Source organism: Pseudomonas sp. lyk4-R2A-8, from assembly GCF_030209095.1.
GTDB lineage: Bacteria > Pseudomonadota > Gammaproteobacteria > Pseudomonadales > Pseudomonadaceae > Aquipseudomonas > Aquipseudomonas quebecensis.
Genome location: NZ_JARVSS010000037.1, coordinates 1 through 16,198, shown reverse-complemented (window position 1 = coordinate 16,198; position 16,198 = coordinate 1). Strand labels below are relative to the sequence as shown.

At 63.7% G+C, this 16,198-nt stretch carries 12 protein-coding genes; 7 read left to right on the top strand and 5 right to left on the bottom strand.

The window, feature by feature from the left end; all coding sequences use genetic code 11:
* Positions 1–42 precede the first annotated feature (42 nt).
* On the bottom strand, positions 43–2,706 hold the full coding sequence (locus QRN10_RS23845) for an MGH1-like glycoside hydrolase domain-containing protein (RefSeq protein ID WP_285429300.1): 2,664 nt from the start codon (positions 2,704–2,706) through the stop codon (positions 43–45).
* Positions 2,707–2,902: 196 nt separating this feature from the next.
* On the opposite strand from QRN10_RS23845, the gene hglS reads away from it, so the two are divergent.
* Positions 2,903–4,279, top strand: a complete 1,377-nt coding sequence (gene hglS, locus QRN10_RS23840; RefSeq protein WP_285429299.1) for a 2-oxoadipate dioxygenase/decarboxylase HglS — start codon at positions 2,903–2,905, stop codon at positions 4,277–4,279.
* 74 nt (positions 4,280–4,353) lie between these two features.
* Here the strand turns inward: hglS and QRN10_RS23835 are convergent, their stop codons facing one another.
* Positions 4,354–4,578, bottom strand: a complete 225-nt coding sequence (locus QRN10_RS23835; protein WP_285429298.1) for a DUF465 domain-containing protein — start codon at positions 4,576–4,578, stop codon at positions 4,354–4,356.
* Between the two features lie 175 nt (positions 4,579–4,753).
* On the opposite strand from QRN10_RS23835, the gene tkt reads away from it, so the two are divergent.
* Entirely contained in the window at positions 4,754–6,808 is a 2,055-nt protein-coding gene (gene tkt / locus QRN10_RS23830; RefSeq protein ID WP_285429297.1) for a transketolase, read from the top strand.
* A gap of 87 nt (positions 6,809–6,895) precedes the next feature.
* Here the strand turns inward: tkt and QRN10_RS23825 are convergent, their stop codons facing one another.
* Positions 6,896–7,804, bottom strand: coding sequence for a LysR family transcriptional regulator (locus QRN10_RS23825; protein WP_181076858.1), 909 nt, complete (start codon positions 7,802–7,804; stop codon positions 6,896–6,898).
* 214 nt (positions 7,805–8,018) lie between these two features.
* Between QRN10_RS23825 and QRN10_RS23820 the strand changes: the two genes are divergently transcribed.
* Positions 8,019–8,417 carry a helix-turn-helix domain-containing protein gene (locus tag QRN10_RS23820; RefSeq protein ID WP_181076857.1) on the top strand — a complete coding sequence of 133 codons (399 nt, stop codon included), beginning with the start codon at positions 8,019–8,021 and terminating at the stop codon, positions 8,415–8,417.
* A 58-nt stretch (positions 8,418–8,475) separates the two neighbouring features.
* Positions 8,476–11,247 (top strand): ATP-binding protein, encoded by a 2,772-nt coding sequence (locus tag QRN10_RS23815; protein ID WP_285429296.1) that lies wholly within the window; start codon positions 8,476–8,478, stop codon positions 11,245–11,247.
* Here QRN10_RS23815 and QRN10_RS23810 read toward each other — a convergent pair.
* On the bottom strand, positions 11,194–12,666 hold the full coding sequence (locus QRN10_RS23810; protein WP_285429295.1) for an ATP-binding protein: 1,473 nt from the start codon (positions 12,664–12,666) through the stop codon (positions 11,194–11,196). The two genes, QRN10_RS23815 and QRN10_RS23810, sit on opposite strands and share 54 nt — an antisense overlap.
* A gap of 149 nt (positions 12,667–12,815) precedes the next feature.
* Positions 12,816–13,766 carry a GlxA family transcriptional regulator gene (locus QRN10_RS23805; protein WP_285429294.1) on the bottom strand — a complete coding sequence of 317 codons (951 nt, stop codon included), beginning with the start codon at positions 13,764–13,766 and terminating at the stop codon, positions 12,816–12,818.
* 179 nt (positions 13,767–13,945) lie between these two features.
* Between QRN10_RS23805 and QRN10_RS23800 the strand changes: the two genes are divergently transcribed.
* The 3 genes from QRN10_RS23800 to QRN10_RS23790 all read left to right on the top strand — a co-directional run bounded on the left by QRN10_RS23800 (position 13,946) and on the right by QRN10_RS23790 (position 15,844).
* Positions 13,946–14,668, top strand: coding sequence for a pirin family protein (locus tag QRN10_RS23800; protein ID WP_253508082.1), 723 nt, complete (start codon positions 13,946–13,948; stop codon positions 14,666–14,668).
* Between the two features lie 145 nt (positions 14,669–14,813).
* The gene (locus tag QRN10_RS23795) at positions 14,814–15,122 is read left to right on the top strand and encodes a hypothetical protein (protein WP_285429293.1); all 309 of its coding nucleotides are present in this window, start codon (positions 14,814–14,816) and stop codon (positions 15,120–15,122) included.
* 176 nt (positions 15,123–15,298) lie between these two features.
* A complete protein-coding gene (locus QRN10_RS23790) occupies positions 15,299–15,844 on the top strand; it encodes a thioesterase family protein (protein ID WP_181076848.1) in 546 nt (181 codons plus the stop codon).
* Positions 15,845–16,198 lie beyond the last annotated feature (354 nt).

Genomic DNA, 16,198 nt, shown 5'->3' with positions numbered 1-16,198 from the left:
GTGAGGGGGCTTGCTCCCGATGGCGGGTTGTCAGTCGCTTCATCAGTTGACTGATCCACCGCTATCGGGGGCAAGCCCCCTCCCACATTGGGACTGCAGCAACAACGCCACCAGCGCACTCCAACCCGTTTGGTGTGAAGCCCCCAACCCCCGCCCCGTCTCGCCATGGAAATACTCATGGAACAACACCAGGTCACGACTGGCCGGGTCTGCCTCCAATTGTGCATACCCTGCCATCGACGGTCGTGAACCGTTTTCATCCCGCAGAAACAGGCGGGTCATCCGCTGGCTGAGGCTGTCGGCCACTTCCCCCAGCGACGCCAGGTAGCCGCTGCCCACCGGGTACTCCACCGAGAAATTATCCGCGTAGTAACGCTGAAATTCGCGCAACGATTCGATCAGCATGTAGTTCACCGGCATCCACAATGGCCCGCGCCAGTTGGAATTGCCGCCGTACAGGCGCGAGTCGGATTCACCCGGCTGGTAACGGGCGCACAGGGTATCGCCATTCATCTTCAGCGCCAGTGGCTGCTCGGCGAACGCCTTGGACAGGGAGCGCACGCCAAAGGCCGAGAGGAATTCGTCGGCATCGAGCATCCGCCGCAGCAAATCCTTGGTGCGCTCGCCACGCAACAGCGCGAGTAACAGGCGATTGCCCTGGCCCGGTTCGTTCCAGCGCGACACCAGCTTGGCAAGGTCCGGCCGGTGATGCATGAAACCCAACAGCCGTTCACGCAACCCCGCCAGCCCTTCGTGTTCGCGCTGTTCCAGCACCAGCACGGCAAACAGCGGCATCAGGCCGACAATGGAGCGCAGGCGCACCGGCTCGTTCTGGCCGTCGGGACGGTGCAGTACGTCGTAGAAGAACAGATCCTGCTCGTCCCACAGGCCTTCGGCGCTGTCGTCGACCCGGTTAATAGCGCCCGCGATATACAGGAAGTGCTCGAAAAACTTCACCGCGATATCGACATATACGGCATTGCGCTTGGCCAACTCCAGAGCGATACGCATCAGGTCCAGGGCATACGCCGCCACCCACGCCGTGCCGTCGGCCTGATCGAGCTGATAGCCCGGCGGCAGCGCGGCCGAGCGATCGAACAACGCAATATTGTCCAGGCCCAGGAAACCGCCCTGGAACAGGTTGCGCCCCTCGGCGTCCTTGCGGTTGACCCACCAGGAAAAATTCAACAGCAGCTTGTGGAAGATACGCTCAAGAAAATCTAAATCGCCGATACCGGTGAGCGCCTTGTCCTGCTGATACACCCGCCAACTGGCCCATGCGTGCACCGGCGGGTTGGCGTCGTCGAAACGCCATTCGTACGCTGGCAGTTGGCCGTTGGGGTGCATGAAGCGATCTTTCACCAGCAGCAACAACTGATGCTTGGCATACCCCGGATCGATCAGCGCCATGGCAACGGCCTGGAACCCTTGGTCCCAGGAGGTATACCACGGGTATTCCCAGGTGTCGGGCATGGTCAGGATGTCGAAATTGGACAGGTGCCGCCAATGGCTATTGCGCAGATGCAGGCGCTCGCGAGGCGGCGCAGGCTGGGTGGGATCGCCGTCGAGCCATTGATTGACGTCGAAGTAGTAGAGTTGTTTGGACCACAGCAACCCCGCCAGAGCCTGGCGCTGGACATTGCGCGCGTCCGCGTCGCTGATGCCGTGTTGCAACGCCGTATAGAAATCATCTGCCTCCTGGCGACGCTGCTCGAACAGCTTGCGCGCATTGACCTGGGGCGCTGCCAACGGCGCGAAGCGCACGTACAGGGTCTGGCTGGCCAGCCCCGCCAGATCGAGGATGAAACGCGCGGCGACCTTGGTGCCGGCGTCGCGACGAATCGCCGAATCAACGCCGCTCACCAGGTAATCGTTGATGCCATCTTTGAACGGACCCGGCGCTGCCTGCCCGTTCAACCGAACGACATTGCTCTCGTTTTCACAGAACACCCATTCCAGCCCGTCCTGGCCCCAGGCGCTGAGACGGCGATCCGCCAGCTCAGGATGACGCGCCAACACCTGCTCGCCGTCCAGGCTCAGCCGTGGCTTGGGTGCATCGAATGTCCAGCTCCAGTCATTGCGCGCCCACAATTGCGGCAGCACCTGCAGGCGCGTGGGCTGCTGCGAGCGGTTGTGCACGGTGATACGCATGAAAATATCGTCGGGCTGGTGCTTGGCGTATTCGACGCTGACATCGCAATAACGGTTGTCCTCGAACACCCCGGTATCGAGGATTTCATACTCGGCATCGCTCAAGCTGCGCCGGGCGTTCTCGGCGACCAGGTCGTCATAGGGGAACGCGGCGTTCGGGTACTTGTACAGCATGCGCATGTAGGCATGGCTCGGTACACCGTCGACGAAAAAGTACAGCTCCTTGACGTCCTCCCCGTGGTTGCCCTCGGCGTTGTTCAGGCCGAACAGACGCTCCTTGATGATCGCGTCGCGCTCGTTCCACAGCGCCAGGCCCAGGCACCAGTGTTGCGCCTTGTCGCTGAAACCGGCCAGGCCATCCTCGCCCCAGCGATAGGCACGGCTGCGCGCGTGATCGTGGGGAAAGTAGCGCCAGGCATCGCCGTCGGCGCTGTAGTCCTCGCGCACCGTGCCCCACTGGCGTTCGCTCAGATAAGGCCCCCACGCGCGCCAGGCGTCGGCGCACTCACCAAGCAGGCGCCGGCCCTCGATCGTTTGCAGAATAGACGCGCTCATCCAATCCTCCATCAGGCAATGGGTGGCGGCCAGTGTAGAACCCCTGCGCGTATCAATGCACATGAACTCGGTTTTACCTTGACTCATTCGTTTGCAGAATGAAGTCCAGAGGATTCTTCGTTTGCAAGCCGCCCCAGAGCTCAACAAAATCCAGCCAACGCTCACGCCCTCTTCCATTGTCATCAGGAATTTTTCTATGCCAGCCAGCGCACCTGTCAGCCCAGACGAGATTCGCAAGGGCTTTTCCAAGGCCATGTCCGAGATGTACCGCGAGGAAGTCCCGCTGTATGGCGCGCTGATGGAACTGGTGGCGCAGGTCAACGCGCAGGCGCTTGAGGCCGACCCGGTACTGGCGCAACAGCTGCAACGCACCGGCGAAATCCAGCGCCTGGACATGGAACGTCATGGCGCCATTCGCCTGGGCACGGCCGCCGAGCTGGCCACCATCCGCCGTTTGTTCGCGGTCATGGGCATGCAGCCGGTGGGCTATTACGACCTGACCCCGGCGGGCGTACCGGTGCATTCCACCGCGTTCCGCGCGGTGCATGAAAGCGCGCTGCAAGCCAGCCCGTTTCGCGTATTCACGTCGCTGCTGCGCCTGGAACTGATCGAAAACCCCGAACTGCGCGTCTTCGCCGAAACCGCCCTGGCCAAACGCTCGATCTTCACCCAGGGCGCCCTGGCGTTGATCGAGCAGGCGGAGCGAGACGGCGGCCTCAACGCAGCGGATGCCGATGAATTTATCCGCCAGGCCCTGGAAACGTTCCGCTGGCACCACACCGCCACGGTTACCGCCGCGCAATACCGGCAACTCAGCGACCAGCATCGCCTGATCGCCGACGTGGTGGCCTTCAAGGGCCCGCATATCAACCACCTCACCCCGCGCACCCTGGACATCGACCAAGTACAAGCCGCCATGCCCGGTAAAGGCATCACGCCCAAAGCCGTGATCGAAGGCCCGCCCCGCCGCCAGTGTCCGATCCTGCTGCGCCAGACCAGCTTCAAAGCCCTCGACGAACCCATCGCATTCACCGACGCCCAAGGCAGCCACAGCGCACGTTTCGGCGAAATCGAACAACGCGGCGTCGCACTCACGCCCAAGGGCCGCGCGCTGTATGACCGCCTGCTGAATGCCGCCCGTGATGAGTTGGGCGCCTTCCCCAACGAGAGCAACGCCGCGCGCTACACGCAGTTGATGGCGCAGCACTTCCAGGCGTTCCCCGATAACTACGCGCACATGCGCGAACAGGGCCTGGCGTACTTTCGCTACTTCGCCACGCACACAGGCATGGCAGCCCGCGGCCAGGCCGACCAACCCCGCACCCTGCCGGCGCTGATCGACGCAGGACACATCGATGTAGAACCATTGGTCTATGAGGACTTCCTGCCAGTGAGCGCAGCCGGAATCTTCCAGTCGAACCTGGGGGACGCTGCGCAAAGTCACTACTCGGCCAACTCGAACCAGGCCGAGTTCGAGCAGGCCCTGGGCAGCCCGACCCTTGATGAATTGAAGTTGTATGCAGAGACGCAACAGCGATCGATGGAGGAGTGTTTGCGGGTGTTGTTGGCCTGAACGCTGCCGTTCATGCGGTCCTGGATAAAACTGCCCTTTGAGTGGGAGCGAGCTTACTCGCTCCCAGGTTGTGCTCAGCCCAATTGCGCCACGATCTTGTCTTTCACCAATAAGCGTTTTTTCTTCAGTTTTTCCACGTCCTCATCGCTGGCACTTGCTCCTTCGGCCTTCACTACGTCCGCATCGGCGGCGTCGTATTGGCTGAGCAGCGAGTCCAGACGTTTATCGCTTGCCCTGCGTTCGTGAACGGCTCCCTTGCTCAACCCCAAATCCTGATACAGGTCGTGTTTCACTGGCATGGCGTACCTCCGCATGTTGATCAATGGCTGACGCCCTTGAAGCTAGACCATTGACCGGGGTCTTGTCATGTCCAGGATCAATCTCGCCCCGTTCGTCGCGGCAGGGGAGATGAGATCAAACCTTTTGCGCCGTCCTGCCCTCCACTGCAGATCGCACACCGAGGGAGACCGGTTCATGACTCACCCAGCCACTGCTGTCGACACCCAATGCATCAACACCCTTCGCACCCTGGCGATGGACGCCGTGCAGAAGGCCAATTCCGGCCATCCCGGCACGCCCATGGGCCTGGCGCCGGTGGGGTATACGTTGTGGAGCCGGTTTCTGCGCTACCACCCGGAGCAACCCGACTGGCCTAACCGGGACCGCTTTGTATTGTCGGTGGGCCATGCCTCGATGCTGCTGTACTCGCTGCTGCACCTGGCCGGTGTGGTGGAGATCGACGCTCATGGCCAACGCACCGGCGAGCCGGCGATCAGCCTGGACGATATCAAGCAGTTCCGCCAGGCGGACTCCAAGACGCCCGGCCACCCGGAATACCGCATGACCACCGGTGTGGAAACCACCACCGGCCCGCTCGGCCAGGGGTGCGCCAACAGCGTCGGCATGGCGATGGCCGAACGCTGGCTGGCCGAGCGCTTCAACCGCGACGGCCAGGTGGTGTTCGACTACAACGTCTACACCCTGTGCGGCGACGGCGACATGATGGAAGGCATCAGCAGCGAAGCGGCGTCCATGGCCGGGCACTTGAAGCTGGATAACCTGTGCTGGATCTACGACAACAACACCATCAGCATCGAAGGCCACACTGAGCTTGCGTTCAGTGAGGATGTGATCAAGCGCTTCCAGGCCTATGGCTGGCACACGTTGCACGTCACCGATGCCAACGATCTGGCCGCGTTGAGCCACGCCCTGCAAACATTCCAAACCAATACCGGCGCGCCCACGTTGATCGTGGTCGACAGCGTGATCGGCTACGGTTCGCCTCACAAGCACAACACCGCCGCCGCCCATGGCGAGCCGTTGGGCGACGAGGAAATACGCCTGACCAAGGCCGCGTACGGCTGGCCGCAGGATGCCAGTTTCCTGGTGCCCGACGCCGCGCGCACGGCCCTGCGCGATGCGCTGTACGAGCGCGCCGAGCCGTTATTCCAAGCGTGGAACCAGGCGTTGGCCGGCCTCGACCCGCAGCGCGCCGATGAGTTACGCCGCATGCGCGCAGGCTTGATGCCCGAGCATTGGCAGACACAATTGCCCAGCTTTGCAGCGGATGCCAAAGGCGTCGCCAGCCGCGCCTCCGGTGGTGAGGTGCTGAACGCCTTCGCCCAGCAGATCCCGTGGTTGCTCGGTGGCTCGGCGGACTTGTCGCCGTCGACCAAAACCAACCTGACGTTCGACGGTGCCGGGCGTTTCAGCGCCGACGACTACAGTGGTCGCAACCTGCACTTCGGCATCCGCGAACATGCCATGGGCGCGATTGCCAATGGTTTGGCATTGTCCTACCTGCGGCCGTACACCTCGACGTTCCTGGTGTTCAGCGACTACATGAAACCGCCGATCCGCCTTGCGGCAATCATGGAATTGCCGGTGGTGTTCGTGTTTACCCACGACTCGATTGGCGTCGGCGAAGACGGACCGACACACCAACCCATCGAGCACCTGACCCAACTGCGCGCCACCCCCGGATTGCTCACCCTGCGGCCTGGCGACGCCAATGAAACCCTGGAACTGTGGAAGGTCGCCCTGGCCCAGACCCATCGGCCAAGCTGCATGGTGCTGTCACGCCAACCGCTGCCGACGCTGGACCGCACGCTGTACGCGCCGGCTTGCGGTGCCGCCAGGGGCGCCTATGTGTTGGCAGGCGCTGACGCGCCTGAAGTCATCCTGATCGCGACGGGCAGTGAGGTCAGCCTGGCCGTGGCGGCCTATGAACAGCTCAAGGCTGACGGGATCGGCGCGCGAGTGGTGTCCATGCCCAGCTGGGAGCTGTTCGAGGATCAGGACCAGGCCTACCGCGACAGCGTGCTGCCCCCGGCGCTGACCGCCCGAGTGGTAGTCGAACAGGCCGGCCCCTTGGGCTGGGATCGGTATGTGGGCCAGACGGGCGCCAAGGTGGTGATGAACAGTTTTGGTGCGTCGGCACCGCTGAGCAAACTCCAGGCGAAGTTCGGATTCACGGTTGAGCATGTGGTGAAAGAAGCCAAGGCCCAGATTCGACTGGCAACCCACTGACAGTCACCTCTTTGCCAGGGCGGCGCGGGGAGCTCGATTGAATCGGGCTCCCTCAGCTCTTTTTGCGACTACGACCTAGCGCCGATTTCACACTTTGCGCGCCATATGCTCGGCAATCCGCGCGCGCAACCAGCGCTCCGCCGGGTCGTTGTCATGGACCCCGCTCCACACCATCGATAACTCTGCCGCATCAATCTCGAACGGCGGGTCTTCGGCGCGCAATGACGTGCCCTCGGTCAGCGCGCATGCCGCGTAGTCCGGCACGGTGGCGATGATCTGCGTGCCGGCCAGCAAGGCTCGCAGGCCACTGAACTGCGGCACCGCCAGCACCACTCGCCGCGCCCGACCGATGCGCGCCAGGTCCAGGTCGATATTGCCGCTCAAGTCCCCGGAAAACGACACCATCGCATGGGGCCGCTCGCAATAGTCGTCCAGGCTCAGCGGCGCTGCGCCGTCGTCGCCGCGCAGGACCTTGCACGGGATATCCCGCAGCTTCCTGCGCTTGGCATTCGCCGGCAGTTCGGTGGTGTAACTGACCCCCACCGAGATCTCGCCACTGGCCAGCAACGATGACATCAGCAGGTAATTGGCACGGCGTACCACCACGATAATCCCCGGTGCTTCTTCGCGCAGTTGGCTGAGCAAGGGCGGGAACAGGCCGAATTCGGCGTCGTCGGACAGGCCGATGCGAAATACCGCGCAGCTGGTGGAAGGATCGAAATCCTTGGCGCGGCTGACCGCTCCGGAAATGGTGTCCATGGCCGGTTGCAGCTCCTTGAGAATCGCCACCGCCCGTGGCGTAGGCTCCATGCCCCGCCCATTGCGCAGCAGCAGCGGATCGTCGAACAGGTCGCGCAGACGCCCCAGCGCCGCGCTTACCGCCGGTTGCCCCATAAACAGTTTTTCGGCGACCCGGGTCAGGTTCTTCTCGAACATCAAGGCTTCGAAAATCACCAGCAGGTTCATGTCGACGCGGCGCAGGTCATTGCGGTTCATGGCGCTATCCAGACGGTTATCAGGCCGCCAGCTAAGCACATTCAGCATGTTGCGGGTTGCATGCCTGTGCTGTCTTTTTCGCCGATCCAGGCGGCCGCACCTGGCAAAATTAACAACGATTAACTCGTCAGGCACAGGCTCCGGCGCCAAGAATGCAGCGGTCTACACTGCATCCATTCACCGGGAACGTTCCCATCGACTGCGGATAACTGTCATGGCCCGACTTGAGTACTGTGCGCCCCGCCTGCCCGCCACCGGCGGCCTCTGCCCCCGGCGCGAACGTATCGCCAAACAACTGATCCTGGCCAACCTGGGCGAAAGCCTGGCCATCGCCGACCTGGCCCAGGCCTGCGCGCTGTCGCGCAGCCATTTCTCCCGGGCGTTCAAATGCACCACCGGATTGTCGCCCCAGGAATGGATTCGTCAACAACGCATCCAGCGCGCCAAAGAGCTGATCATTTCGTCTTCCCTGAGCCTGACGCAAATCAGCCTGGAGTGCGGGTTCTGCGACCAGGCGCACTTCTGCCATATGTTCACCCGCAGCGAAGGGGTCAACCCGATGACCTGGCGAAATCACCAACTGCGTCACAAGTCGCAGGTGATCGCCGCCTAGTGGTATGCACGCGCCTGGCCTATGCTGGCCGCCTACCGTTCCCAGAGCATGGCCACCCATGAGTGACCTTCGTGATCAGGCCGTGCAGTTCGGCCCCTACCGCGTCCACCCACGCCAACGCCTGGTGCTGGAGGCCGATCGCCCCCTGCGCCTGGGCCGGCGGGCGGTGGATATTCTGCTGATCCTGCTGGAGCAGGCCGGCAATGTGGTGAGCAAGCAGGAACTGATCGCGCGGGTCTGGCCTAAAAGCGTGGTGGAAGACGGCAACCTGCGGGTGCACATGGCGGCGCTGCGCAAGGCATTGGGCGATGGCCAGGCCGGGCAGCGTTATATCGTCACGGTGGCCCAGCGCGGCTACAGTTTTGTTGCGCCACTGAGCATTGAACCGATGAGCCTGCCCAGCGATGGTGTTCCCCAGCGTCCATGCCACAACCTGCCCCTGCGCCGCACTCGCATGATCGGGCGCCATGCGCTGATCGACAGCCTGGTGCAGCAGTTGCCCGCACAACGCTTTGTCACCCTGACCGGCGCCGGCGGCATCGGCAAGACCACCGTGGCGCTGCGCGTGGCGGAATTGCTGATCGGCCATTACCGCGACGGGATTCACCTGCTGGACCTGGCGCCCCTGAGCACACCGTCGCTGATTCTGCCCAACCTCGCCGCCCTGCTCGACCTCGCACCGGCCGCACACGGGCCGCTGGTGACCTTCGCGCGCAGCCTGCAGGAGCGTCAGCTGCTGTTGGTGATCGACAACTGCGAGCACCTGCTGGACGACATCGCGCTGATCAGCGAAACCCTGCTGCGCCACGCCCCTCACGTGCACATTCTGGCCACCAGCCGCGAAGCGCTGCGCGCCGAGGGTGAGTACGTGCAGCGCCTGGACCCGCTGGCCTGCCCACCCGCCAGCGTCAACCGCGCCCAGGCCCTTGGCTACCCGGCCCTGCAACTGCTGATCGAACGGGCCATGGCGCATCAGGAGCACTTTGAACTCAGCGAAACCGAGCTGCCCCAGGCGATCGATATTTGCCAACGCCTCGACGGTATTCCCCTGGCCATCGAACTGGTAGCGGCGCAGATCGAGCGCTTCGGCCTGCCGGGACTGCTGACGCAACTGGACGACAATCCCGGCCTGCTCAACCGTGGCCGGGACAACGCCCTGCCCCGCCATCACACCCTGCGCGCCACGCTGGACTGGAGCTTCAACCTGCTGGGCGCCGACGAGCAGATCTGCCTGCGCCGTCTGGCGGTGTTTCGCGATGGCTTCAGTTTGGCCAGCGCGACAGCGGTCATCGCCGGCCAAGCGCTTTCGGCGGCGCAGGTGCCCGGCGCGATCACCCAACTGGTGGGCAAATCGCTGCTGAACGTCGAGCCCGGCGATGACGACATGGTCTATCGCCTGCTGGATATCACGCGCGCCTACGCCCTGGAAAAACTCAGCCTCGCCCAGGAACTCGACGCGACCCGCGAGCGCCACGCCGAGCGCTGCCTGGCGCTGATGGAACAGGCGCAGGCCGATTGGTCATCGTTGGCCACGCAGCCGTGGATCGATCGCTACGCACCGCTGCGCGAAGATATCCGCGCCGCGCTCGATTGGGGCCTGGGCGAGGAAGGCGCGCACGCGCTGGCCATCCGCCTGACCGTCAGCACGATGCCGCTGTGGCAGGAGTTGTCACTGCTGCGCGAACACGGTTTGTACGTGGGCAAGGCCCTGGACCTGATGGCCAATACCGATGTGCCCTGCCCGCAGTTGGCCATGCAGCTGCAACTGGCCCTCGGCAGCCTGTCATACCATGCCGTGGGCGGCGCCTTTCAGAGCGGCGCGGCGTTCGACGATGCCAGGCGCCTGGCGGAGCAATGCCAGGACCTGAGCGGGCAGTTGCGTGCGATCTCCGGGCATTTGGCGGTGAATCTGTGTAGCGGTCGCTATGGCGAAGCGTTGGCGCAGAGCCAGCAGTTCGACCGCCTGGACCCGCGCACCGACCCCTTGCTGGGCGTGAGCAATCAACGCCTGCAAGTGCTGGCGCAGCACTACACGGGCAACCAGATTCTGGCCCGCCAGAATGCCGAGCAGGTGCTCCAGCGCATGGCCCACAGCGGCCACTTGAACCGGTTCGCCCACGGCATTGGTGTGCAATACGACCAGTGTGTCGCCTCGCTGACCGTGCTGGCGCGCATCCTGTGGCTGCAAGGCCATGCCGAACGCGCCTGGCGCACCGCCCGCCAGGCCTTGGAGCTGGCACAGCAAATCAACCACGGCACGTCGATCTGCTACACCCTGGCCCTGGCGGGCGTGGTAATTGCCCGCTATAACGGCGACCAGGCCGCGGCGCAGTCGCTGCAGGCGCTGCTGCTGGAGCAGTCGCACAAGCATGGCGTGCAGCTGTTCCAGACCTGGGCCGCGCATTACGCGGGGATCCTGACCGGCAACGACCTGCAGGGCCTGGGATTGATCGATGACATCCTGATCACCCTGGGCGCCAGCGACGTCGATGAGCACGGCGAGGCCCGCGCCCGCAGCGGTGCCGCAGGCTGGTGTGCGCCGGAGGTTCTGCGAGTGAGCGCCGAACAACGGCTGCGCCACGGCGACACGCTGGCCGCCGAAACCCTGCTGCAGGAGGCGATCGAGCTGGCGCGGCGCCAAGGTGCGCTGGCCTGGGAGCTGCGCAGCGCTGTGTCATTGGCGCGGGTATGGCAGGGCCAGGGCCGCGCGGATGCTGCACGGGACATGCTCAAGGCCGTGTATGAGCGTTTCAGCGAAGGTTTCGCCACGGCGGATCTAGTCGACGCTCGCCGCCTGCTCGACCAGCTGCAGGACAAACGGCCGGCCTGAGAACGTTCCCAGGTAATGCGTGTAGCCGTGCTGCAGGCGCTCCACCTGGCGCGGGTCGCGCAATTGCGCCAAGGCGTAGCTGCGCAGGCAGTTAAGCAGGCGATAGCGACGGGCGCCTGGGCCGGGCTGGACGCTGAGCAGCGAGACATTCACCAGGCGCGCCAGCACGTATGACAGGTCGGCATGTTCCAGTTCGGTGCCGGTGACCAGCGCGCTCAATGTCGGCAGGTCCACCGCCTGTTTGAACAGGCCCAATTGCAGGAACAACCAGCGTTCCGGCAGGCTCAGGCGCTCATAGGTCCAATCGAGTGCGGCCATGAGGGACCGGTGACGTTCCACTGCGGTGCGGCGCCCTCGGGTCAATACCTGCAGGCCTTTGCGCAGTTGCGCCTGCACACCACGCATGCCCAGGGCGTCCACCTGCGCCGCCGCCAGTTCCAGCGCCAAAGGCAGGCCGTCAAGGCGCCATACAATATCGCGCAACGGCGCCAGATCCTGGGGGCGCAACACAAAGCCTTGCTGACCGGCGCGTGCGCGCGCCACGAACAACTGCACCGCCGGGCAGGCCAGCGCCTGTTCGACACTGCCCAGCGCGGCCGGCGCTGGCACCGCCAGGCGCGGCACCTGCTGCACCCATTCGCCGGGGAGGTGCAACGGTTCACGGCTGCTGATCAGGACGCTGACCCGTGGCGCGTACGCGCGTATTGCTCGCAGCCACTGGCGGCAAGCGCTCAGCAGCAGGTCGGCGCCATCGAGCACCAGCAGCAACTGACGCGACGCCAATTGACGCGCCAGCTCGTCGGGCGTGCCTGGGGGTTGCAGCTGCAACACCGCCGCCACTTGCTCGAACATTGCCCTCGGCGCTTTCACCGTGGCCAGGTCCACCCACCACACTCCGTCGCGGTAGCGCGGCAGGACGCGTTCGGCCAGCGCCAGGGCCAAGGTGCTCTTGCCCACGCCGGCGTACCCGCTGAGGGTGATCAGGCGCTGCCCGGACAAGCGTCGGGCCAGCATGCCCAGCAGCTCGTCGCGCCCGATCACCGGGCTGAGTCGGGCGCCGAGGTTGTGCCGCGGCGCCGCAGCCAGCAGCGGCGCGCCCTGTACCACGGCCGCAAAGCAGTAGCCGCGTTGAGGATCATTGAGGATGTAGCGCTGCCCATCGAAGGCACGGCGCAAGGCGGCGATGTGCACGCGCAGGTTGTTTTCTTCCACCACGCTGCACGGCCAGACGCGCTCGATCAAGGTCGCCTTATCGACGAATTGCCCTGGTGCCTCGAGCAGCACTGCAAGAATATCCAGCGCCCGCCCGCCCAGGGGCACGGGCCAACCCGCCTTGCTGACCAGGCGTTGCTGGCGGTGGAAGACATAAGCACCGAAGCGCAGCGTGCCATCAGCGTCCATCGACTGAAGGTTGTTCATGTCTCGTCATCGCGCTGGAACACCCGGTCTTGGGCGTCGCGCATCCTTTTCCGTGGGCCTGGCGCTATCTTGCCAGCTGGCCATGACGGGACAATGCTGGCACAGGGAGCGATACGGACAATCCGGTGCGCCAGACGGACACGCTGTCGTTAACTGAACTGTTGTCGGTATTGGGTCGGGGTCAGGCCGAGTTTTTCACTGAAGAGAAAGCGCATATGCCGCACGCTGCCGAACCCGGCGTGAAACGCCACAGTCTTGAGCGGCAGCTCGGTGGTTTCCAGCAGATGCCGGGCGCGGTCGATGCGCGCGCCCTGCAGAAAAGCCATGGGCGTCATCTGCACGTCCTTGGCGAACAGCCGTGCAAAGTGGCGTGCGCTCATACCGGCCAGCGCGGCCATGGATTCGATGGTGAAAGACTGCTCCAGGTGCGCCAGGACATGGTTCTGCACGCGGGTGATCGGGGTTTCCTGAGGCGCCACGGCTGAGGTCATGGGGCTGAACTGGGCCTGGCCGCCCTGGCGCTTCATCACCACCAGCAGCACTTTGGCCACTTCCACCGCGACCTGTTTGCCATGGTCCTGGGCGACCACCGACAGCGCCAGGTCGATCCCCGCCGTGACCCCACCGGAGGTGATCAGGCGACCATCCTGCAAGTAGATGCGATCGGTCTCGACGATGGCCTCGGGAAAGGCCTTGATCAATCGCTCGGTGTAGTGCCAGTGGGTGGTCACGCGATGGCCGTCCAACAGCCCGGCGTACCCCAGCACAAAGGCACCCGTGCAGATCGAGCCGTAGCGTCGCGCCCGTGGCACCGCCGCCCTGAGCCACGGCAGCAACGCCGGATGGCACTCGTTGTAGGCCCCCGGCCCACCGGGCACCAGCAGCAGGTCGTAGGCATCGTCGGCCTGCTCCAGCAACAGGTCGGCCTGCACCATCACGCCATTGGAGGCGCGCAACGGGCCGGGCTCGGTGCCCAGAGTAAGGATCCGATAATGCTGCGCGGGCGGCAGGTAGCGGTTGGCAATGGAAAACACCTCGAGCGGACCGGCCATGTCGAGCAGAAGGAAGTCCGGGAACAGCGCCATGGCCACGGTTTTCATACAGCGAAAGCTCCAGAGAAGGAAATGCGGCGGGCATTATGGCACGCCGGCAACTGTCAACCACAAGTGGACAGTTATTCAGTTTTTATCTTCTTAATGAATTCTACGACAACCAGTAACCTTCTTCTCAACGCCAGCGCCCTGCATGTCGCAGCCCGCGCTTACTTGAGGACAAGACCATGCTGACCCTTCGCAAAGCTTCCGAACGCGGCGCCGCCAATCACGGTTGGTTGAAGTCGTTCCATACCTTCTCGTTCGCCAACTACTGGAACCCCGCCGAGCAGGGCTTTTCCGACCTGCTGGTAATCAACGATGACCGCGTCGCCGCCGGCAAAGGCTTCGGCCAGCACCCGCACCGCGACATGGAGATTTTCTCCTACGTGCTGGAAGGTGCTCTGGAACACAAGGACACCCTGGGCACCGGTTCAGTGATCCGCCCCGGCGATGTGCAACTGATGAGTGCCGGCCGCGGCGTGGCCCACAGCGAGTTCAACCATAGCCAGACCCGTGGCGTGCACTTCCTGCAAATCTGGATCGTGCCCTCGGTGGCCGGCGCCGAGCCGCGCTATCAGCAGGAGCACTTCAGCGAAGCGCAGAAACGTGGGCGTCTGCAGTTGATCATCTCGCCGGACGGCACCGACGGTTCCTTGAGCGTGCGCCAGGACGCGCGGGTGTATGCCGGGCTGTTCAACGGCGATGAAACCGCCACCCTCGACCTGCCGCCAGACCGCCATGCGTACATTCATGTCGCCCGGGGCAGCGTGCAAATCAATGGCCAACGCTTGCAGGAAGGCGACGGTGCCCGCGTGCGGGATGAACGTCAGATTCGCCTCAGCCAGGGCGAGGACGCCGAGGTGCTGGTGTTCGACCTGCGCCCGCATGACTTACCGCAGATGCCATGACCGACCGTGCGGTGACCCGGACAACGGGCCATCGCTGGCGTCGATAGTCACCATCAGCCCAATGAAGTTCTCTTCAAAAATGCAAGGCGTAACATTCAACCCATACCCGGCAACACCCCAACTTAATGACTCGGAGCACACACTCATGAAACGCCAACTCCTGCTTAGCCTCGCTTTCTCGGTACTCGCTACCAGCGCTTTTGCTCACCCCGTCGTGGCCGAAGGCGGCGCGGATCGTCTGATCGAAACACGTGTTGCCGAAGGTGGCGCGGACCGTCTGCAGGAACGCGGCCTGGCTGAAGGCGGTGCGGATCGTCTGCAGGAGCGTGGCCTGGCTGAAGGCGGTGCGGATCGTCTGCAGGAGCGCGGCCTGGCTGAAGGCGGTGCGGATCGTCTGCAGGAACGCGGCCTGGCTGAAGGCGGTGCGGATCGTCTGCTGGACAACCATGCTTGACCCCTCGCTGTTTGCGAGGTACCCCAAACCGGCCTGATCAGCCGGTTTTTTTTCGCGTGTAATAGCGCCGATTCACCCAATCGCACGGTTTGCCTGAAATCAGTCATTTGCAGACCTACCCCAGCCCTCGCCCGCTCATTAAAGTGCCACCCTTTGATCAAGACTCGGATGGGCTGATGAATCTGTGGTTTCGCTTGCTGTACCTGCTGTGCCGTCGTCCCTGGCGCAAACCTGCCCATGGCCTGGCCACTACGGTGGTGCGTATGCGCGTATGGCCCCTGGACCTGGACATCAACCGGCATGTCACTAATGGCCGCTACTTTTCCCTGGCGGACGTGGCGCGCATGGATTTCGTGCTGCGCACCGGGGCGTTTCGCGTCGCACTGCGGCACAAAGCGCTGCCGATCGTGGGTGATACCTGGGGTAAATTCCGCCGTGAATTAAAGCTGTTCGAAGCCTTCGAAGTGCACACCCGCATGCTCGGCTGGGACGCTAAGTGGAGCCTGATGGAACATCGTTTCGTCAGTCGCGGCCGCGTGGTTGGAGTGGTGGTCATGCGCGGGTTGTTCCGCTCGGCCAAGGGCACCTTGCCGCCAAGCGAGTTTGTCCGGGAACTGGGACTGGACGAAGCTTCGCCGCCCATGCCGCAGTGGCTGCAGGACTGGGCACGCAGTTGCGATGAAATGAGTGTGCAACTGCGCACTGAAGAGCAGATCCCCTAGGCATTTTTTCGTGACACAAACCCGGTGGAAAGCGCTCGGTCAGTCGATACCTGCGCTGCTGACCCACCGCTATCGGGGGCAAGCCCCCTCCCACCTTGGATTACCGCTGGCCTTTGGATGGCTGTAATACCTGGCGACCGAGCCGGGGACCACTGTGCTCAAGTGAACATCGTCAAAAACTGTGGCAGGGGTGTACAACCCTCCCACCTTGGATTACCGCTGGCCTCTGGATGGCTGTAATACCTGGCGACCGAGCCGGGGACCACTGTGCTCAAGTGAACATCGTCAAAAACTGTGGCAGGGGGCTTGCCCCCGATGGGGCCTGCTCAGTCGATACCTGTGTTGCTGACCCAC